Raw genomic sequence first — 20,149 nt, 5'->3', positions numbered from 1 at the left:
TGTCGTGTTCCTGAATGAAGAAACTGCCAGAAAAACCCCCTGCCCTGCACCGCTCACGGCCAGGATCCGAAGGCTGACTACCCGGCATAGTAAAACGGAACAGACGATGTTGCGGCGACAGCGCCGTGCATAAGCTAATGCTGTAACGCCCCGCGTCGCCATGCCAGGCTGTCGCTGGCAGCGCCGCTGCCGACAGTCCTGTCAGCGGTCCATACAGGCGCCATCCGGCCTGCAACCGGGCACTGCCTGAAAACACAAAACCCTGACCATCGGCATGCCACCGAAGGCCAGGGTTTTGATAGAAGGAACCATCTGGCCAGCACAGGCTGGCCGGACACAATACAGGCGGAAACCCGGGATCAGCCGAACTTGCCCAGCAAGCCAGACAAAGAACCCAGCAGGCCGGCGGCATCAAAGCCCTGGCCTTCCTTCACTTCGCCCTCGGGCGTCGCCTTGTCGACCACTTCCGGCAAAAGCGTGCTCAACAGGCTCAGCACGGTATTGTCGTCCTGGCCGGACTCCTGCGCCAGGCTACCCACCAGTGATGCCGGCAAGACATTGCGCAGCTGGTCGATGGAAACAGGCAGGTTGTTACCCTTGCCTATCCACGACGCGACGATCTCGCCCAGGCCGCCCTTGCGAAAACTATCGACCAGGCCGGCCAGGCCACCCGGATATTTTTTCAGTTGTTCCAGCAACACCGGCAGCAGCGCGGCGGGGCCGGACTTGCTGCCGCCGACCAGGGAACCCAAGGAATCCAGCAAGCTCATGAAAATACCTCCGATCTCGGCATCAATAACACGATGGCTCTACGCCAGGGCGGCCAGGATGGTGGCAAGTGTTGATGCCCCCACTGCCATCCTGCCCACAAGGCCGGCAAACACCAGCTTGCCAGCACAGAAAGAAGCCCTAGTGTAAATCCTGATGCCGGTCGCGGTGCCGCAGGTTTACCTTGTTTTAAACCACCGGTCGGGCCTGGCGCCTCGCGGCCCAGGCCGCCAGTGCTACCAGCAGGCCACCTGCCAGCGCACCGCCACCGCCATTGCCGCTTTCCCCGGTGCCGGAGCCGTCGATGACCTTCACCGTCAGGCGCTTGGTTTCCGTCTGGCCGGTGTAGCCGCTGCATTGCAGCGTAAACACATAGTCACGCAGTTCGTTGAGCGCAGGCAGGCGATAGGAACCGCTGGCGCCATACGTTCCTTCCCAGTCGCCGCCAGCCACGCAACGCTCCGTGCCTTCACTGCTCCATTGCAGCGTCGGGCGAGTACCGGGCCGGGCCGAGCTGGCGTTGCTCACGAATCGCGTCAGCAGTGCGTCCGTCACCGGGACATCCAGCTGGAACAAGGTGCCAAAACCATCCACCGATTCACGGGTCGTGATGGTATCCCCCTCGTTGCCGCCATACCGTGACACACCAATCAGCGTCTGGTGCCGCTTACCATCGCTGTCCGTTTTGATAGGGCCCAGGCTCAGCCCTGCCGGCCTGGCTCCTGTGGTCTCAACATCGAAGTAGGCTAGCGGTTCGTAGGCCGGCGTATCACCTTCCGGAGTCGTAATACGGAACAGAACGCCGGCACCCAGCGCCTCGGTCTGCTGGCTGTTGAGTTCACGTGTATCGGAGCTGGTCGTGCCATAAATATTGCCATCCGCTGCACGCACCAGTGGACCGGCCGGATTGGAACCATCCCCCTCGACCCCATTGCCGCTTTCGCCAAAACGGTGCACGACTTCGAAACTGCTGGTACCTTGCTGCTTGTGAATCCGCCACAGCGTTCCACCCAACGCGGAGGTCGAAAGCGTCGGGGTCGCCGAATAGGTCGTGCCATACAGCCAGTCGCCGACTTCTATCATGCTGGAGACATAATCCATGCCAGCACGCGCCTCACCGTCTCTGGCCTTGGCAAAATTGTGGAGGACCTCGATCTTGTCGCCATCATCCGGCTGCAAGCGGCTGCCCAGATCTGCAGCACTGATGCGAATCAACGTACTGATGGGCTTGCCCTTGTTATCGTTGGACGGCACACCTTCAACATTTTCTTCACTGCCGCTATTGCTCGCCAAGGCATAGAGAGCCTGGTCAGCCTCACTCCAGACCTGAATCTGCGGGACAGCCCCCTTGTGCTGGCGATAATAGGTGGCAAGACGCGTTCCCACCTGACGCTGAACGATCTCGACAAAATCGCACAAATTGGCAGAGGGTTGCAGCAACTGAGCCGCACCAGGATTGAAATGGTAAAGAATATTCTTGCTGTTCCGGTTGGCATTAGTGGCTGAGCAGTTCGCCAGCCCACCGCCTCCATTCAGGAACAAACGGCCCTGGCTGTCCTGAGTCATCTGACCGCGCGGCTGAAAATCCTTAGCCGACAATTCATCACCGTGGTTAACCAGCGGAAGCACTTGCCCTTCGCGGATCACAAACAATACGCCGCCCGGATTCAAGCCGTTCTCATCCAGGGCGGATTCTGCTCCACCATAAATGTCTCCCGTCTTGGGATCGTAGAGCAAAGGCGTATTTTGTACCCCGATGCGCTCCCCCAGGGTTTGGTACTGGTAGCCAGCACCATCGACCCCAACCTGGAAAAAAGTCGCGCCATTGAAAATGGCGCTCCAGGCTCCCGTCCACGTATCGCCACCTTCCTGCGTCATACCGACATAACGATTCTGGCTTGCGATGTAGATCGGAGGCGTAAAGGGTTTTGCCCCTGGCAAATTGCCACCATTGCTCGCCGGACCAGAAAAGACCAGCAAAGGCTTAGGCGCGAATTGCGCCTGTTCCGTGAATGCGTGAGCAGCGCCAGACGACAGCAACAAGGCCAGCGCCATGGTCACATGGGTGTTCAGCGCGCAGCGGGGAAAGGAAAATGTGGACATCTTGTGTTCCTGCGGATAAGGAATTGCATCTGTGCAAATGATCCGCCAGGCTGCCCTGGACAGCAGGCAGCCAGCGGCGACATCACATCAAGGACGACGACGGGCCAGGCCGGCAATCGCCAGCAAGAGAAGAACACCGGCAGGCAGGCTGCCGCCGCCATTGCCGAATTCGTTCTTGTTGCCGTCCTTGCCGATGATGGGCGAATTGACGTAGAGCGGCACGACTGCGGATACGGCCGTCCCCTTGACGCTATCGGTGCATTGCAGGGTGTAGTACAGCGTGCCGTTGCCAGGCGTCAGTTCCAGGCTACCCGAGGTTTCCTGCGGACCGGTCCAGTCTCCCTGCGATGAACTGGCCAGACAATCGCGCGTCTGCCAGGACGTCCAGGTCAGCGTTGCGCTTGCGCCTGAGGCGATTTCCTGCGGACTCACCGTCAACGTGATGGAAGCCGAAGGCAGGTCGCCGTCCAGGTCCACCACGAACACGGCGCCATTGTCGTCATAGTCCTTCTGCTCGCCACGGTTGTTGGTGTATGCAGAACCGCCACGGCTGGTCACGCCATACAGGCGGCCGTCTTCGCCTGCACGCACGCCCAGCGGACGGAACCCATCAACGTCGTATTTGAAGGAATGCAGGCTCTGGAAGCCACTGGCGGTGGCCTTGCCATTCGCATCCGGAGCCAGCGCGCTGGTCACGATGCGGAACAGGGTGCCATTGGTCAGGCCCTGGTCGGCCCAGGCAACCGTTTTATAGCCAGTCCCTGCCGCGAACTCTTCTGCGCCCACGGCGCGGCACTTGGCCCGGTCGATTTCGACGCCCAGGTCTTCGCAGGTTGGCGCATGGTCCAGCAGGCCCGTGGCAAAGGACCACAGGCGATTACTGCCGCCGCTGAGTGTCGTGCCATAGATATTGCCATCCTTGCCCAGCGCCAGCGGGCCACGCGGCGTGCTGCCATCGTCGCCAGAGAACTCATGCAGGATCTGGAAGCGACCGTCCTCATCGCTGGCATCCATCGGAATGCGATAGACCGCGCCATGCGCCACCTGGCCGTCATAGTGCGGGAAAGATTCCGCCGGCAGCACGTTCTTGCCCGGATAGCGGTAACCGCACAACGGGCTATCGGCAGACACCGTGGTATAGGCGGTCAGGATCGCCTTCCACTTGGCATAGACCTGGCAGCGGTTGATGGAGGTCGTGCCATAAATGTGGCCATCCTTGCCCTCCACCAGCGACGACAGGCCCACCATGGCCTGTACGCCATTGGTGCTGATCGTCACATCCCCTGCCGTACCCGGCACGTACAGATCGCCACTGGGGTAATAACGCAGTCGTTCGTTGCCCGAGTGGGACTGCACGTTGATCTCGCCTTCCTTCAGGCGGAAGGTGTGCAACACGCGGAAGCTGCCCGCCGGATTGGACGGGTCGAGCTTGAACAAGGTCCCCGTCGGGGTATCCTGCGCAGTCGGTGTTGTCGGCGCATTGGGCAGGCCGCGATCGTAGCCGGTCACGCCATAGATCCAGCCGTCCGAGCCCAGGATGATGTCGTTGAGCACCTGGCGCATGCCGTTGGGCCCGGCCTGGAACTCATAGAGGGTTGAGAACTTGTCATTGGCGTCGACCTTGAAAATCCGGCCATGGCCCTGCTCGCCCATGTCCGCGCCATACAGATTGTCCTGCGCGTCCACCACCAGCGCACCATTGGGCATGTTCAGCTTGCCCTGCGTACTGGAGATAGGAACCAGGTGCGTACCATCGAATTCGGTGCGGAACACGGCCCCCTTGCGCACGGCCAGGGAATACTGCGCCGTCTCGACCGTGGTACTGGCATCGTATTGCTCGGCAAACATGCTGACGATGACGCCCATGATGCTGCCGTCGCTGGTGCGTACCGGCGTTCCGGGAATCAGGCCGTAAACACGGTTCTCATCGACTTCCAGGCGCTCGTAGTGACCAGGCGAAGCCTGCATCCACCACAGCCCTACACTGCCGATGGCGCGCAAGGCCTGCCCGAATGAACCGCCAAACAGAAAGGGGCGCTGCGACAAAGGGTGCTTGAGAAACAGCGGTGGAGAAGACGGGTCCTTGACGCTGGGCCAGCCCTTGGCGCCCTCGGTGCCCGTTTCACTGGCACCGGTGTAGTGGAAGGAAGTCATTTCCGTCACCATCACCTTGGACGCGGCGGAAGCATCTCCGGCAGGCAGCCCTGCCGCACCGGCAGAAACCGCCCATGCGCTCAGGCAGAAAGAGGCAAGCGCCGAGAGGCGGCAATGAGCCAGGATATTTTTTTGTTTAGCTTTCATGGGTTTCACGTCGAATCGGTTGAAGTCGGGACGCAGCTCAGAAGCGCCAGTTGACCGAGCCCATGACCGTGCGGCCAGGAGCGATCCAGTAGCTGATGCCATTCATCTCGGCATAGTTTTCGTTCAGCAGGTTCTCTGCCGACACCCGGGCCGTCAGGTTCTTGCTGATTTCATAGCTCGCCCAGGCGTCATAGACATTGAAAGAGCGCGAGTACGCATTGCTGGAAAATGCGCTCGTATTGTTCGCCGGGGTTTCATGGCGCATGCGCGCCCCCAGCGTCAGGCGCTGGCCGAACAGGCGCACACCACCGCTGAACGTGAACTTCTTACTGGGTGGCAGCAGATACCAGATATCCGCGCCACCACCCTTGCCCAGCGTCGTCGATGGGAAGCCCACCAGGCTGCCCAGCGGATAGGGGTCATAGCGTCCGTCGCCGGTATCTATCAGAGAATGGGTGAAACCTGCCGAGGCAAACACCAGCCCTGCGTCGTAATCGGCCTGCAACTCCAGACCACGGGTACGGAAGGGATCCATCAGATTGATGAAGGACATGGGCGCATTCGCCCCGCTTTGCGCACTGAGCGAACTCGGCGACATAATGCTGGCCAGCACCATGTAGTTATCCACCTTGGTGTTGAACCATGCCGCCTTGATGCGGAACATATCCTCGTCCACCAGCAGGCCATCCAGCTTGATGTTGGCGCCCAGCTCCCAGTTGCGCGAACGTTCCGCGTTCAGGTTGGGGTTGGGGTAATAGGGAAACGACACGGCACCAGGGTGGGCGCCATAGCGAAACGATTCGGTGATCGAAGGCGGCCGTATCCCCCTGCCGTAATTGGCGAAGAGTTGCACGCGCTCGACCGGTTTGACGGCCAAGCGCAGGCTGGGCGCGAACTCACCGTCATGGCGACTGGTGACGAATTCCGTATAAAGCGCGGAATACTCCGGACGCGAACCGTTGCCGTTGTAAAGCGTGTCGACGCGCATCAGGCCATCGCCCTTGAGACCGAACCAGTCGTAGCGCAATCCGCCACCGACTTCCAGCCAGTCGCCGTGTTCCAGCGTCAGGTTGGTAAAGCCGCTGGTCACCGTGCGCTGGCCGCGCGGCGTGCCGCCGACCATGATTTCCGGGTCGCTCCGGTTGGCGCCGGTCTCCTGGGAAATGGCGCCCGGGCGCGTCCAGTCGCGGTAGAACTCACCACCTACAGCCCAGGTCACATCCATGCCGCCAAGCCCGAAGCGCGCCCGATTCTCGGCTGTCATGCCAAAGGTATTGGTCTCGAAATGCATGAGACTCCAACCGACATTCATCGCAGGCTGGGCCTGGCGTTCCGCATCATTTTCCGTCGTAGTGAAGTACATGCTGGCGCGCCAATCGAACCAGCGGTTCACCGGCTGCCACTCATGCTGCAAAGTGATCGTTTCCGAAGTCAGCTTGTTGCTGGCATTGATAGGGGCCGATTTGATGTCGTCATCCAGCGCGCCTTCGTCATAGTCCGCCTTGAAACCGACATAGCCCAGCGTGAAACGATGATCGGCATTGGGGCGCCATCCCAGCTTGGCCAGTCCAGACCACTGACGCTGGTCCGTCATGCCGCTCACGCCTTGCATCTGGGCCTGCATCAATTCGTTGTGATATTGCTCGTTCCAGTCTCCACCACCGGTCACGACCGCGTCGCCGTAGTTTTTCGAGGTATTGCGGGTCCCCTTGCGAAAAGAACCCACGCTTTTGCGGGACACTGCCGCCGTCAGGTCGAATTCATCGCTCAGGCGCCAGCCAAAGGCCGCACTGCCGGAAAAGTGGTAGGCATTGCTGCCGGTCACCAGGTTCACGCGCCCGCCGACCTGCTCGCCAGATTCCACGACATCGTCGATGGTCAATGTACGAAAATTGACCATGCCACCGATCATGCCGGCGCCGCCGGCCGCCGCCACCGGCCCTTTGGTCACTTCGACCCGCGCCAGCAGATCAGCATCCAGATAGACAGAACCACTGTCTCCGTGGCCGCTTTGCTGGTAGTTCTGGCGTGCGCCGTCGATCATCACGTTGACGCGCCCGAAGCCTTGCAGGCCCCGGATATTGACCGCCACACCGGGGTTCTGGCGGCTTTGAGACGTTGCCACGCCAGGAATATCGGCCAGCACATCGGAGACGTTGCGCGGCGGCAGACGGTCAATTTCCTCACGCGTCACCACAGCCACGGAATCGGGCGTGTCATAGACCGCCATGCGCTCCGGCACCTGGCCCGTCACTTCCACGGTTTCCAGCGTTGTCACATCCTGGGCCTTCGCCCTGGCGCCACGCTGGCGGATCACATAGCGCCCGCCTATCTCTTCGACTTCCAGATCGCTGCCCGACAGCAAGGCATCCAGCGCCTGGCGCACGGTATAGCGCCCGGACAGCGCAGGCGCCTGGCGTTGCCGCAGCAGCCCGGCAGGCGCGGCGATCTGCACACCGCTATGCGAGGCCAGCGCATTGATGGCTTCGCTCAATTGTTGTGCCGGCAGATCGAGCTGTGTTGGCGCTGCACCTGACTGGGCATGCGACTGGTCCAGGGGGGCAAATAGCATGCATGCGGCCAAAACGGCAGCGACGCTGGCACGCATGGTCAGAACATTCTGTTCGCTTCTGAAAGAATCCTGCTGGCGCGGGCCTGTGCAAGGCCCTTTTGCGCGGGTGCGCATGGTCATATCGTCCTCGGTAACTTCTTATGTGATTACGGCGATCACGATGAAGACGAACCAGGACAAATAAACCCGACAATTATTTTTATTTGCGACTCGTGTATTTCCCGACACCATCGACAGGCTGGCTGGCACCGGCCCCGCGCTCATTCCCCTGGCGGATTTCAAACAAGGAATTCGGGGGACGATAAACAGGCGGAGATCCCCCGCGACGGCTCAGCGGCCCGGCAAACTGCGAATCGTCACGCCCGACTGACGATGTTCCACCGCTACCGCTGCGATGCGAGGCAACAGGGCGATGATGCCTGCCACATCATTCAGGTGAAACGTGCCGGTGATGCGCTGCTCGCCAGCCTGGTCGTCAGCCAATTGCAAGGGCACTGCCGACCAGGGCTGCAACTGCGCCACGGCGTCGGCCAGGGTCGTATCGTCAAAGACAGCCAGCCCCCGCCGCCACGCGGCTGCCTGGGTTTCCGAAAGCGCCTGCACCGGCGCCAGTCCACTGGCATCGCCGCGTACCTGCTGGCCTGCATGCAGGACCGGGCCGGCCTGGTCCGGCTGCCACCAGGCGCGCCGTTCGTCAACGCGCACGATACCTTCCTCGACCTGCACCTGTGCGGCCGCGCCGCGATGGCCGACCGTAAATACGGTGCCCAGCACGGTTGCACGCACATTGCCGCCAGCCACGCTGAAAGGCTTGCCGGCCTGGGATTGCACGTGAAAGCGCGCTTCGCCCGCCAGCAGGTCCACTTCGCGGCGATTGCGGTAATAGCGGACTTGCACGCTGCTGGCTGCATTCATTTCCAGCGTACTGCCATCAGCCAATTCATAGCGTCCGGTCTGCGCCAGCGCCGTCGCAAAATCCTGGGCGTAAACCGGCACCAGGTAATACCACCCGGCACAGGCCAGCAGCAGGCTGGCAAACGCAGCGCCGAAAACAGGCAGGCGCCACGAATTACGCCAACGGCACTTGCCCGCGCGCGGCTCCGCAATCAGGTGACGCAAATCTCCGGCCATGGACTCCAGCGCCTGCCAACGCCGCCAGGCTTCCTGGAATGCCGATTCATGCTCCGGCGCCGCCTGGCGCCATCCCGTCAGCTCCTGCTCAGCCAGGCGCGCACGCTCGCCCATGCCGCCCGATGTACGGGCCAGCAAAGTCAAAGCGTATTCGACATGGGAACGATGCATGGTCAGTGATCCATCATTTGCGTGGCGCGCACGCCGCGCCTTCCTGCTCGATCAGATCGGAGCAATCCAGCGCTGCCCGCGCAATATGTTTCTCCACCGCGTCAACGGAAATATCCATGCGCGCAGCAATTTCGGCGTAACTGTAACCGTATATGCGCGCCAGGACGAATACTTCCCTGCGCTTGCGGGGCAGGCGCTGCAGGCGCGCCGCCACCCGTTCCAACTGCCTACGGTGCAAAACCTGTTGCTCCACACTGGCTACCCCCGAATCGGCAGCGGTTTGCTGCCCGAGCTCGTCGAGCAGGCACTGATCCCGCTGTTCGCTGCGCCCCTGGTCAATGATCAGGTTGCGTGCTGCGCTGAACAGCAAGGCGCGAGGACGCGCCACCTTGCCCTTCAGGGCATGGTGGTAGACGCGCTCGAAACTTTCCTGGGCAATATCCGCGGCCTTGTGCGAATCGTTCAGCTTCCAGCCGAGATAACGCTTCAGTTCAGTGTAGGCGCCCGTCAATTCTTCGACGACCTGCGCCAGGCTTGGCATGGGGATCAGGGGCCGGGGCAAGCCGGCGGCAAATGATGTCAGGAAGCGGCCCGTTGAATCAGCACAAGCCGCATCCGCCAAAAGCAGCGATGATAATGAAAACAACTATCCTTCACAAGCATGATGCAGGCTTGCCACAGTTGCCACCGCCTGTGCGTCCGCCCCCCCTGCTCCCTTATCCTGCCGCCGCATGCCAGGCGTGGCCCCCATAGCCAGCCGCCCCTGCCGCGCAAAATCATGCACTTGCCAGTTTCCCAAATATATTTGCAATGTTATATCATTAATAATTGCTGTTTTACGTCCCTATTTTCAATACAAGGAAAGCGCCTCCCATGTTTCTCCGGCCACGCCCCCTGCATGCTGCACTGGCAGCCGTCTTATTCGGCAGCCCTGCCATCCTGCATGCGCAAGCTGCAACCGCAGATGTCACCCAACTCGCCCCCGTCGTCATTACCGCCGATGCCCTGCAACGCGAACAGGGCAATCTGGCCCAGACCAGCACCGTCCTGCAGGACGAAGACCTGGCCTGGCACCGCCGCGGCACGCTGGGCCTGACCCTGGACCATCTGCCCGGCATCAATTCAGACAGCTTCGGCAACGGCGCCACCCGGCCGGTGATACGCGGGCAAACCGCGCCACGCGTCAAAGTGCTGTCGGACGGCGCGGACATCTTCGATGCCTCATCGGTATCGCCCGACCATATTGTTACGGTAGACCCGCTGCTGGCGCGGCGCGTGGAAGTCCTGCGCGGCCCAGCCGCCCTGCTCTACGGCGGCAGCGCCATCGGCGGCGTTGTCAATGTCGTGGACGACAAGATCCCTACCCGCATTCCCGACAACGGCCTGAGCGGCCAGTTGCAGCTACGCGGTGCGACCGGCTCGAACGAGCGTGCCGGCGCCTTTGCCGTCACGGCAGGTGAAGGCAATGTGGCCCTGCATGTGGAAGGCTCTCGTCTGCGCTCGGACGACTACCGGGTACCCGGCCAGGATTTCAGCAAAGTGGCCGATTCCAACACCGACAGTACGCAAGGCAGCCTGGGGTTCTCATTCATCGGTGACCGCGGCTATCTGGGCCTGGCCTATTCCTACCGCGAAGATGACTACGGCCTGCCCGGGCACAGCCACGAATACGAAAGCTGCCATCCTCACGGTTCCACCCTGCATTGCGGCAGCCACAGCCACGACAACGATCACGATCATGAGCACTCGCACGACCACGGCGAAGGCGGCCATTCCGCCACTGCGCACCTGCGCAGCGAACGTGTCGACCTGCGCGGCGAACTGAGGGACCCGCTGCCTGGCTTCGACCGCTTGCGCCTGAGAGCCAGTCACACCGACTATCGCCATGATGAACGCGATGCGGGTGAGGTTGCGACAACCTTCACCAACCACGGGCGCGACCTGCGACTCGAATTGCAGCATCAACCCCTGGGCCGCTGGCATGGTGTTGTCGGCCTGCAGACCGCCAGATCGCATTTCGAATCCAGCGGCCTGGAAAGCTTCGTGCCGCGTACCCGCACCAGCAGCACCGGCCTGTTCCTACTGGAAGAATATCGCCATGAAGACTGGCGCTTCGAAGTGGGTGCCCGCCAGGAATGGCAGCGCATGACCCCCACCGCCGGCACCCAGCCGCGCAAGAGCGGGCATGCGAACTCGCTGTCGGCCGCAGCCATCTGGGACTTCACCCCCGGCTACGCCGCCACTGTCTCGTTCTCGCGCTCGCAGCGCCTGGCCAACGCACAGGAAACCTACGCCAAGGGCGTGCACCTGGCCACCAACACCTATGAGCGCGGCAATACCGATCTCGGCCGGGAAACCGCCAATACCGTGGAACTGGGCTTGCGCAAGGACGAAGGCGACCTGAGCTTTGCGCTGAACGCCTATCATAGCCGGGTCGATGGTTACATCTATGCCGAAACCCTGGATCAGTTCGAAGACTTCCGCCTGATCGAATATACCCAGCGCGATGCCAGCTTCACCGGTCTGGAAGCTGAAGCCACCTATCAATACAGCAAGGCCTTCAGCACCACGATCTTTGGCGACTACGTTCGCGGCAAACTGCGCGACCCGCACGCCAACCTGCCGCGTATCCCCGCTGCCCGGCTGGGGCTGCGGGCCAGCACCGCCTGGCAGCAATGGCATGGCTTCCTTGAATACTACCGGGTCTTCAGCCAGAACAAGATCGCCAGCTATGAGGAAGATACGCCGGGGTACAACATGGTCAACGCCGGCCTGTCATACAGCGGCAAGCTCGACGGTGCGCGCTACCGGCTCTACCTGCAGGGCAACAACCTGCTGGACCGGGTCGCCTACAACCATGTCTCGTTCATCTCACGCGCCGCGCCGATTCAAGGCCGCAGCGTCATAGCCGGGGTCGGGGTCGAATTTTGAGCCAGGCATCCGCCACGCCCGCCCCTGCCGGAGCGGGCAGCGCCTCGCTCTACGAGGAAGTCGCGCAGTTTCAGGCAGGACAACCCTGGGGCCACTTCCTCGATGCAGGGACCGGCCGCGCTTCGCTATCCTGGCTATTGGGCCAGGAAACCGAGGCCTGGACCGCGGTGACCGGCTCTCCGGCCATGCTGGAAACGGTACGCCAGCATGCCGGGGACCGGCTGCGCGCCCAGGACCGCCTGGTTTTGGGCAACTGGATGGACGCCGAGCTGCTGCATGGAGAGCGCTATGACACCGTCTTGGCCGACTATCTGCTGGGCGCGATAGAAGGATTTGCCCCCTATTGGCAAGACAGGCTCTTCGCAAGACTGCGCCCGCTAGTCAGGCGGCGGCTTTATGTCATTGGCCTGGAACCCTATGTCAGCCGTTTCCCCGATGACCCGGCAGGCGCCATCGTCACTGCAATCGGCCGTCTGCGCGATGCCTGCCTGTTGCTTGCCGGAGAAACCCCCTATCGGGAATATCCGCTGGAATGGGTCTTGCGCCAATTGCGCAGTTCGGGCTTCCGTACGCTGGATGTGCGGCGCTATCCGATACGCTACGGCCCCCGCTTCATCGACAGCCAGCTCGATATGTGCACCCAGCGCCTGGGGCGTCTGCGGGACCGCCAGCTGGCGCTGTCGCTGATGGAGCATGTGCAGGATCTGCGCGCCAGGGCGCATGCGCTATGCTCGCAAGAACAAGGACTGCGGCACGGCCATGACTACCTCATCCTGGCTGAGCCGGACATGCGCTGAGCCGCTTGACCGGCGGTGGGCTGGCCTTTCCGGCAAGCTGGCAGGCCAGCCCACCGCATCGACAAAACCGCATGCCGCCGGGAAAACCCGGGAAAACGCTTCAAAACACCAAAAAAAGGCCGCAAAGCCTCACCAATGCTTGATTTCCGGACGCAAGTCCGACAAAATTGGCCCTGTATGTCCATACAGCCAAAATCATGACCATCAAGCTCACCGCGCGCCAGCAACAGATCCTCGATTTCATCCGCCAGTCGCTGGAAGGCACGGGCTTCCCGCCCACGCGCGCCGAAATTGCGCAGGCACTAGGATTCCGCTCGCCCAATGCCGCGGAAGACCACCTGAAAGCACTGGCCCGCAAAGGGGCCATCATCCTGACGCCTGGCACCTCGCGCGGCATCCGCCTGTCGCAGGCCGAAGAATCGCCCGCCCTGCAGGCGCAGCATACGGATTTCGAATCCGCGCTGGTACCGCTGGTTGGCCGGGTCGCCGCCGGCAGCCCTATCCTGGCGGCGGAACACATTGAGCGTGAGGTACGCGTGGATACCGCGCTGTTCAGCGCGCGGCCGGATTATTTCCTCAAGGTGCGCGGCATGAGCATGCGCGATGCCGGTATCCTGGAAGGCGACCTGTTGGCCGTACGCAAGGCCAGCGAAGCCCGCAACGGGCAAATCGTCGTCGCGCGTATCGACGATGAAGTCACCGTCAAGCGGCTCAGCCAGGATCGCCAGGGCTTGCGCCTGCTGCCGGAAAATCCGGATTACCCGGTCATCGAAATCAAGCCTGGCCAGCACTTCGCCCTGGAAGGCATCGCCATCGGCCTGATCCGCGCCCAGGCGCTGCACTGACCCTGTCGCGCTGACACCCTGGCACGAATACCCTGGCACTGAAGCCATGCCGTTCAACCGCCAGGCTTCAGCAGGAGGCGGCATCTGCCCGGCAAAGACCTGGCGCCGCCGTTGCCTCTTCACGCGTTCGCATGCTTGCGCCAGCTCATGAGGCCATGGGCCAGCATACCGATCACGATCCCCCAGAAAGCCGAGCCGAAACCCCATAGCGCCATGCCCGAGGCTGTCGCCAGGAAAGTAATGGTTGAGGCTTCACGGTGGGCAGCATCCTCCACCACCAGGGTCATATTGGAAACAATGGCGCCAATCAGCGCCAAGCCGGCCAGAATGGCGACCAACTCGGCCGGAACCGCCTTGAACAGCAGAACGATTGTGCCAGCGAAGGTTCCGCCGACCAGGTAGAAGACGCCATTGGCAATCCCGGCGATATAACGCTTGTCCTTCTCCGGATGGGCGTCCTTGCCGGTACACAGCGCAGCGGTGATGGCCGACAGGACGATCGTCACGCCGCCAAAGAAAGCCGTCGCAAACGATGCCAGGCCTGTCACCATAATGACTGGCCGCGCGGGCATCTGATAGCCCGACAGCTGCATCACCGCCATGCCTGGCAGAAACTGGCCCGTCAGGCTTACGATCGTCAGCGGCAAGGCCAGGCTGAAAAACGACACCCAGTCAAACTGCGGCATCACGAAAATCGGCTGGGTCCAGGACAGCGCCAGGCCTGAGAAATCAGTCAGCTGCTGCACCAGCGCCATGGCGAAGCCTGTCAAGGCAACAGCCACTACCGTGTAGCGCGGGCACAGTCGACGACAGACGAAATAGGCTCCCAGCATGGCAAACACCAGCGCTGGCATTCTGCCCGCAGCAGCAAATGCCTGGGTACCGAACTGAAACAGGATCCCTGCCATCATGCCAGCGGCAATGCCTCGGGGAATGGCGCGTACCAATTTGTCGAAGTACCCCGTCACGCCGACCAGCAGCACCAACAACGCGGCCAGAATATATGCGCCGACAACCTGGGCCATGGATATCTCGGGAAACAGGGTAATCAGCAAAGCCGTGCCTGGCGCCGACCATGCCGTGATCACCGGAATCTTCAGCCACCAGCTCAACAGCAAGCCGCTGACACCGGCGCCTATCGAAATGGCCCATATCCAGGATGCCAGCATATCCGGCGGGATATGCCCGACATGCGCGGCCTGTATGAAAATCAGCAACGGCCCTGCATATGAAATCAGTACCGCCAGAAAACCCGCCACCCACGCGGATACCGACCCTGCGCGCACACCCATGAAACCTCCCCGGCAATGAAGACAGAAATCCGCCGATATTGCCAGACATTGCCATGGCTTTCCTGCATAACCCTGCTTTTCGCATTGCTGCAGCGCCGGGCTGGCGCAACATCGCTGGCATCAAGCTGATATATTCCGTCTTCTCAACGCCATCAACGCGCAAGCCACATTCATCCATGCCTGAACAAAATAACCGCTATGGCCGCCTGGCCTCGCAGGTCTACCACCTGGACAAACCCATCGGCCATTCTTTCGGCGATGTCGAGTTCTACCTGGAACGCCTGCAACATTGCCCCGGCCCCATCCTCGAACCTGCCGCCGGCAATGGCCGCATCCTCATTCCGCTATTGCAAGCCGGGCTGGATGTGCACGGCTTCGACGCATCCGCAGAGATGCTGGCCCTGTGCCAATCGGAATGTGCGCTGCGCGGCCTGGCGGCCCCGGTCAGCTGCCAGACCTTCGAACACTTCCACTACGAGCAATCCTTCGCAGCCATCGTCATCCCAGCCGGTTCATTCCAGCTCATCACCGATTACGACGCAGCCTCTGCCGTGCTGACGCGCTGCTTCCAGCACCTTCAAACCCGGGGACGCCTGATTCTCGACTTGGATCCGGCTCATGCCATCCAGGCCGGTGGCCATTCGTTGCGGGCCTGGCAACCAGCGCCCAGGCAACAGCTCACACTGACCTGCGACCGTCTCAGCACCGATCATATCAACCAGGTTTCCGTAGACCTGCTGCGCTACGAAGCTTGGGACGATGGCGTGCTGCAGGCCACTGAGCTGGAATCCTTCAGCCTGCGCTGGTGGGGCGTACGCGAAATGCTGGCTGCGCTGCGGGCAGCCGGCTTCAGCGACATCACGGTCTCAGGCGGCTATGCACACGGCCGCTGGCCCACGGACGCCGATGCCATCATCACCTTCGAGGCAATCAAGCGCTGAGGCGCCAAAGCCACTGTGCTACGGCATGGCCACCATGAGCGCCAAGGACAGGCAACAAGGGTTGCCTACAACAACAATAGCCTGCGGCAAGCGCGCATCGTCGACAAATTCCCTGCTGCCGGCCTGATCCCTGCCTGATCGACAATCGCCAGGTAGCCTGCCCGAAGACGGTGCAGCAATAAAAAACCCCTGGGCGCCGCCAAGGCATCCAGGGGTTGTCGGTCAGGCGCGTGATGCGCCTGCCTTCCTGCATCAGTGCTTCAATACCGCACCAGGTTCACCCGGTTTGGAACCGGAGGCCACCACCGGCTCTTCCGGCTTGGCTTCTTCCTCGGGCAGAGGTGTCGGCAAGCGCTCGAGCGCATGTTCCAGCACCGCGTCGATCCAACGCACCGGAACAATCTCCAGCTGGTTCTTCACGTTGTCCGGAATCTCGGTGAGATCCTTCACGTTTTCCTCGGGAATCAAGACTTTCTTGATTCCGCCGCGATGGGCTGCCAGCAGTTTTTCCTTCAGACCGCCGATTGCCAGGACTTCGCCACGCAGAGTGATTTCACCCGTCATGGCCACATCGGCACGCACCGGAATGTGCGACAAGGCCGACACGATAGCCGTGGTGATGGCGATACCTGCAGACGGGCCATCCTTGGGCGTGGCGCCTTCAGGAACGTGCACGTGCATGTCACGCTTCTCGAACACGGTATCGGCAAAGCCCAGGCGGCGAGCGCGCGAACGTACCACGCTACGGGCAGCCTCCACCGACTCCTTCATCACATCGCCCAGCGAACCCGTGCGCTGGATGACGCCCTTGCCCGGCATGTCGGCAACTTCGATGGTGAGCAGGTCGCCCCCCACTTCCGTCCAGGCCAGCCCGGTCACCTGACCAATCTGGTTTTCCTTTTCCGCGACGCCAAAGCTGTAACGGCGCACGCCCAGGTAATCGGCCAGATTCGAACTATCGACCACAACAACCTTGGGTGCATCCGGAGCCTTGTCTTCGACTCGCTTGATCAGCTGGCGGATCACCTTGCGGCAGATCTTGCCGACTTCGCGCTCGAGTGACCGAACACCGGCTTCACGCGTGTAATAGCGCACGATGTCGCGCAGCGCATCATCCTCGACCTGCAATTCGCCATCGCGCACGCCATTGTTCTTCATCAGCTTGGGCAGCAGATGCTCGCGGGCGATACGGATCTTTTCCTCTTCGGTATAGCCAGAGAGGCGGATCACTTCCATGCGGTCCAGCAGCGCAGGCGGTATGTTCAACGTGTTGCTGGTGGCAACGAACATCACATCCGACAGATCGAAGTCGACCTCAACATAGTGGTCCTGGAAGGTATGGTTCTGTTCCGGGTCCAGCACTTCCAGCAGGGCCGACGCAGGGTCGCCACGGAAATCCATGCCGAGCTTGTCGATTTCGTCGAGCAGGAACAGCGGATTGCGCACGCCGACCTTGCCCATGTTCTGCAGGATCTTGCCAGGCATGGAGCCGATGTAGGTACGGCGGTGGCCGCGAATCTCGGCCTCGTCGCGCACGCCACCCAGGGCCATGCGCACGAACTTGCGGTTCGTTGCCTTGGCAATGGACTGGCCCAACGACGTTTTACCCACCCCGGGAGGACCGACCAGGCACAGGATGGGCGCCTTGACCTTGTCCACGCGCTGTTGCACCGCCAGGTGCTCCAGGATGCGTTCCTTGACCTTCTCCAGGCCGTAGTGGTCGCCGTCGAGCACGCGCTCAGCGTTGTCCAGCGAGTTGTTGACGCGGCTCTTCTTGCGCCACGGCAAGCCGATCAGCGTGTCGATATAGGTGCGCACCACCGTGGCTTCTGCCGACATGGGCGACATCAGTTTGAGCTTCTTGAGCTCGGCATCGGCTTTCTTGCGCGCTTCCTTGGGCATTTGCGCGGCGGCGATCTTTTTCTCGAGTTCTTCGAGATCAGCGCCTTCCTCGCCCTCGCCCAGCTCCTTCTGAATGGCCTTGACCTGCTCATTCAAATAGTAGTCGCGCTGGCTCTTTTCCATCTGCTTCTTGACCCGACCACGGATACGCTTCTCCACCTGGAGAATGTCGATTTCCGTTTCCAGCTGGCTCAGCAGGGTTTCCAGGCGCTCGGTGGTGCCGAACACCTCCAGCATGCGCTGCTTTTCCTCAAGCTTGAGCGGCAGGTGGGCGGCAATGGTATCCGCCAGCCGACCCGCTTCGTCGATCCCCGACAGCGAGGTCAGGATTTCCGGCGGAATTTTCTTGTTGAGCTTGACGTACTGCTCGAACTGGCTGACAACGGCACGCCGCAGCGCTTCGGTTTCCGCATTGGCCTGGGTGTCCGGCTCAATGGGCGTGACCGAGCAGGTGAAGTGGGCTTCACCATCAGTAATCTGGGCGATGCGAGCGCGCTGCGTGCCTTCCACCAGCACCTTGACGGTGCCGTCCGGCAGCTTCAGCATTTGCAGAATGCTCGCAATACATCCGATTTCATAGACATCTTCCGGCGTAGGATCATCCTTGCTGGCAGATTTCTGCGCCACCAGCATGATGCTCTTTCCGGATTCCATTGCCGCTTCCAACGCCTGTATCGAGCGCGGGCGCCCCACAAACAATGGAATGACCATGTGTGGGAAAACCACGACGTCGCGCAGAGGCAGCAGCGGCAATTCAACGGGTTCTGAAGGCAAGGCCCGGCTGACTGACATGATTAGGCTTCCTCGGAGAGAAACTGTAGTTCGGGAAGCGTATGGGACGACGGCGTGCTGCCGCCTGCTTCCTGTGATGAGTCAGAGATGGAGACGATATCGGAAAATACAAGCCCGGTGGCCTGAATTTTCATGAAAACCCTCCAAAGCAGAGGGTTTTCATGCCCTATCGACACTCTCAGGCGGCGTTTCCAACCGAACGGCGCAGATTTCCTTCCTCGCGGAAGAAACGGGGCTCGGCCCCTTTTTCGATGACGTCGGCATCCACGAAAACCTTGTGAATGCTGGGGTCGCTGGGCAGCTGGTACATGGTGTCCAGCAATGCTGATTCCAGGATGGAGCGCAGGCCACGAGCACCCGTCTTGCGCTTGAGCGCCTTGCGCGCCACCGCATGCACGGCCTCAGGGGAAAGCTCCAGCTCGACCTCTTCCATCTCGAAGAGCTTCTGGAACTGTTTCACGATGGCATTGCGCGGCTCGGTCAGAATGCGTACCAGCGCCGTTTCGTCCAGTTCCTGCAGCGTGGCAACCACCGGCAGGCGGCCGACCAATTCGGGAATCAGGCCGAACTTGACCAGGTCTTCCGGTTCCACTTCAGTGAACACTTCGCCCACCGAACGCTCGGACTTCTGTTTGACGTCCGCCGAGAAGCCGATGCCCGACTTCTCCGTGCGATTGCGGATCACCTTTTCCAGGCCATCGAAGGCACCGCCGACGATGAACAGGATATTGGTGGTGTCGACCTGCACAAAATCCTGGTTGGGATGCTTGCGTCCACCTTGCGGCGGCACGGAAGCCACGGTGCCTTCGATCAGTTTCAACAAGGCCTGCTGCACCCCTTCGCCCGAGACGTCGCGGGTAATGGATGGGTTATCGGCCTTGCGCGAAATCTTGTCGATTTCGTCGATATAGACGATCGCACGCTGCGCCTTTTCGACATCGTAGTCGCAGCTCTGCAGCAGCTTCTGGATGATGTTTTCGACATCTTCCCCGACATAGCCGGCTTCCGTCAGCGTGGTGGCATCCGCCATCACGAACGGCACATTGAGCTGACGTGCCAGCGTCTGCGCCAGCAAGGTCTTGCCCGAGCCGGTCGGGCCGATCAGCAAAATATTGCTCTTCGCCAGTTCCACACCGCCATCTTCAAGATGGTCGCGGTGACGAATGCGCTTGTAGTGGTTATAGACCGCCACTGCCAGCATGCGCTTGGGCGCATCCTGGCCAATGACATATTGGTCCATGAATGTCTTGATTTCCGCTGGCGTCGGCAATTCATCGCGCTGATTCTGGCGGGCTTCCTGCTGCAACTCCTCGCGGATGATGTCACGCGAAAGGTCTATACATTCGTTGCAGATGTAAACCGAACCCTCACCCTTGATCAGCTTCTTGACTTCATGCTGGCTCTTGTTGCAGAACGAGCAACGCGGAGCGCGCGCATCAAGCAGGTCTTTTTTATCAGTCATGGACTCTGTATCGGTAGTGAAGAACTCCGGCCCGATGGCCAGACGTTCTCCGACACCACTCGGGGGGAGCCTTCGGCTCCATATTAAACATGTCTCGCGACAGGCTGCCCTTCATGGCACAGCCCGCGTCCCGGCCACCAT

Annotated in this window: 14 protein-coding genes; 4 read left to right on the top strand and 10 right to left on the bottom strand. The window is 61.2% G+C overall.

Annotated features, from left to right (window positions below):
• Positions 1-359 precede the first annotated feature (359 nt).
• The 6 genes from EV679_RS07335 to EV679_RS07310 form a co-directional block, all read right to left on the bottom strand.
• Complete coding sequence (locus EV679_RS07335) at positions 360-770, bottom strand: YidB family protein (protein WP_068368710.1); 411 nt, start codon at positions 768-770, stop codon at positions 360-362.
• A gap of 187 nt (positions 771-957) precedes the next feature.
• Positions 958-2,871: a hypothetical protein gene (locus EV679_RS07330; protein ID WP_127773620.1), complete on the bottom strand. Its 1,914-nt coding sequence runs from the start codon at positions 2,869-2,871 to the stop codon at positions 958-960.
• Positions 2,872-2,958: 87 nt separating this feature from the next.
• Entirely contained in the window at positions 2,959-5,172 is a 2,214-nt protein-coding gene (locus EV679_RS07325) for a choice-of-anchor tandem repeat GloVer-containing protein (protein ID WP_130486876.1), read from the bottom strand.
• Positions 5,173-5,209: 37 nt separating this feature from the next.
• Positions 5,210-7,744 carry a TonB-dependent receptor gene (locus EV679_RS07320; protein WP_165389987.1) on the bottom strand — a complete coding sequence of 845 codons (2,535 nt, stop codon included), beginning with the start codon at positions 7,742-7,744 and terminating at the stop codon, positions 5,210-5,212.
• Positions 7,745-8,074: 330 nt separating this feature from the next.
• The gene (locus tag EV679_RS07315; protein ID WP_068368722.1) at positions 8,075-9,046 is read right to left on the bottom strand and encodes a FecR family protein; all 972 of its coding nucleotides are present in this window, start codon (positions 9,044-9,046) and stop codon (positions 8,075-8,077) included.
• 13 nt (positions 9,047-9,059) lie between these two features.
• A complete protein-coding gene (locus EV679_RS07310) occupies positions 9,060-9,587 on the bottom strand; it encodes an RNA polymerase sigma factor (protein WP_068369366.1) in 528 nt (175 codons plus the stop codon).
• A 332-nt stretch (positions 9,588-9,919) separates the two neighbouring features.
• On the opposite strand from EV679_RS07310, the gene EV679_RS07305 reads away from it, so the two are divergent.
• The 3 genes from EV679_RS07305 to lexA all read left to right on the top strand — a co-directional run bounded on the left by EV679_RS07305 (position 9,920) and on the right by lexA (position 13,619).
• On the top strand, positions 9,920-11,977 hold the full coding sequence (locus EV679_RS07305; protein WP_130486874.1) for a TonB-dependent receptor domain-containing protein: 2,058 nt from the start codon (positions 9,920-9,922) through the stop codon (positions 11,975-11,977).
• The gene (locus tag EV679_RS07300) at positions 11,974-12,774 is read left to right on the top strand and encodes a class I SAM-dependent methyltransferase (protein ID WP_130486873.1); all 801 of its coding nucleotides are present in this window, start codon (positions 11,974-11,976) and stop codon (positions 12,772-12,774) included. Before EV679_RS07305 ends, EV679_RS07300 begins: the two co-directional genes overlap by 4 nt.
• A 197-nt stretch (positions 12,775-12,971) precedes the next feature.
• Positions 12,972-13,619 carry a transcriptional repressor LexA gene (gene lexA, locus EV679_RS07295; protein WP_068369369.1) on the top strand — a complete coding sequence of 216 codons (648 nt, stop codon included), beginning with the start codon at positions 12,972-12,974 and terminating at the stop codon, positions 13,617-13,619.
• Between the two features lie 119 nt (positions 13,620-13,738).
• Here the strand turns inward: lexA and EV679_RS07290 are convergent, their stop codons facing one another.
• Positions 13,739-14,911: a benzoate/H(+) symporter BenE family transporter gene (locus tag EV679_RS07290; RefSeq protein WP_130486872.1), complete on the bottom strand. Its 1,173-nt coding sequence runs from the start codon at positions 14,909-14,911 to the stop codon at positions 13,739-13,741.
• 176 nt (positions 14,912-15,087) lie between these two features.
• Between EV679_RS07290 and EV679_RS07285 the strand changes: the two genes are divergently transcribed.
• Positions 15,088-15,852: a class I SAM-dependent methyltransferase gene (locus EV679_RS07285; RefSeq protein WP_130486871.1), complete on the top strand. Its 765-nt coding sequence runs from the start codon at positions 15,088-15,090 to the stop codon at positions 15,850-15,852.
• Positions 15,853-16,104: 252 nt separating this feature from the next.
• On the opposite strand, the gene lon is transcribed toward EV679_RS07285, so the two are convergent.
• From lon to clpX, 3 genes are read right to left on the bottom strand one after another with little or no spacing between them, the layout of a single operon-like run.
• On the bottom strand, positions 16,105-18,546 hold the full coding sequence (gene lon, locus EV679_RS07280) for an endopeptidase La (protein ID WP_068368735.1): 2,442 nt from the start codon (positions 18,544-18,546) through the stop codon (positions 16,105-16,107).
• A gap of 2 nt (positions 18,547-18,548) precedes the next feature.
• Positions 18,549-18,680: a hypothetical protein gene (locus EV679_RS17955; RefSeq protein WP_257741023.1), complete on the bottom strand. Its 132-nt coding sequence runs from the start codon at positions 18,678-18,680 to the stop codon at positions 18,549-18,551.
• Between the two features lie 44 nt (positions 18,681-18,724).
• Entirely contained in the window at positions 18,725-20,008 is a 1,284-nt protein-coding gene (gene clpX / locus EV679_RS07275) for an ATP-dependent Clp protease ATP-binding subunit ClpX (RefSeq protein ID WP_068368738.1), read from the bottom strand.
• Between the last annotated feature and the right edge of the window lie 141 nt (positions 20,009-20,149).

The organism is Kerstersia gyiorum, from assembly GCF_004216755.1.
Lineage (GTDB): Bacteria > Pseudomonadota > Gammaproteobacteria > Burkholderiales > Burkholderiaceae_B > Kerstersia > Kerstersia gyiorum.
The sequence above is the reverse complement of the archived record's forward strand: the minus strand, read 5'-3'. Positions and strand labels throughout refer to the sequence as shown.

Bases quoted from the DNA above. Each gene is read 5' to 3' on its own strand.
- EV679_RS07315 (WP_068368722.1), bottom strand. From the start codon at position 9,046: ATGCATCGTTCCCATGTCGAATACGCTTTGACTTTGCTGGCCCGTACA.
- EV679_RS07325 (WP_130486876.1), bottom strand. From the start codon at position 5,172: ATGAAAGCTAAACAAAAAAATATCCTGGCTCATTGCCGCCTCTCGGCG.
- clpX (WP_068368738.1), bottom strand. From the start codon at position 20,008: ATGACTGATAAAAAAGACCTGCTTGATGCGCGCGCTCCGCGTTGCTCG.
- EV679_RS07290 (WP_130486872.1), bottom strand. From the start codon at position 14,911: ATGGGTGTGCGCGCAGGGTCGGTATCCGCGTGGGTGGCGGGTTTTCTG.
- lexA (WP_068369369.1), top strand. From the start codon at position 12,972: ATGACCATCAAGCTCACCGCGCGCCAGCAACAGATCCTCGATTTCATC.
- EV679_RS07320 (WP_165389987.1), bottom strand. From the start codon at position 7,744: ATGCTATTTGCCCCCCTGGACCAGTCGCATGCCCAGTCAGGTGCAGCG.
- EV679_RS07335 (WP_068368710.1), bottom strand. From the start codon at position 770: ATGAGCTTGCTGGATTCCTTGGGTTCCCTGGTCGGCGGCAGCAAGTCC.
- EV679_RS07310 (WP_068369366.1), bottom strand. From the start codon at position 9,587: ATGCCAAGCCTGGCGCAGGTCGTCGAAGAATTGACGGGCGCCTACACT.
- EV679_RS07305 (WP_130486874.1), top strand. From the start codon at position 9,920: ATGTTTCTCCGGCCACGCCCCCTGCATGCTGCACTGGCAGCCGTCTTA.
- lon (WP_068368735.1), bottom strand. From the start codon at position 18,546: ATGTCAGTCAGCCGGGCCTTGCCTTCAGAACCCGTTGAATTGCCGCTG.
- EV679_RS17955 (WP_257741023.1), bottom strand. From the start codon at position 18,680: ATGAAAATTCAGGCCACCGGGCTTGTATTTTCCGATATCGTCTCCATC.
- EV679_RS07285 (WP_130486871.1), top strand. From the start codon at position 15,088: ATGCCTGAACAAAATAACCGCTATGGCCGCCTGGCCTCGCAGGTCTAC.
- EV679_RS07330 (WP_127773620.1), bottom strand. From the start codon at position 2,871: ATGTCCACATTTTCCTTTCCCCGCTGCGCGCTGAACACCCATGTGACC.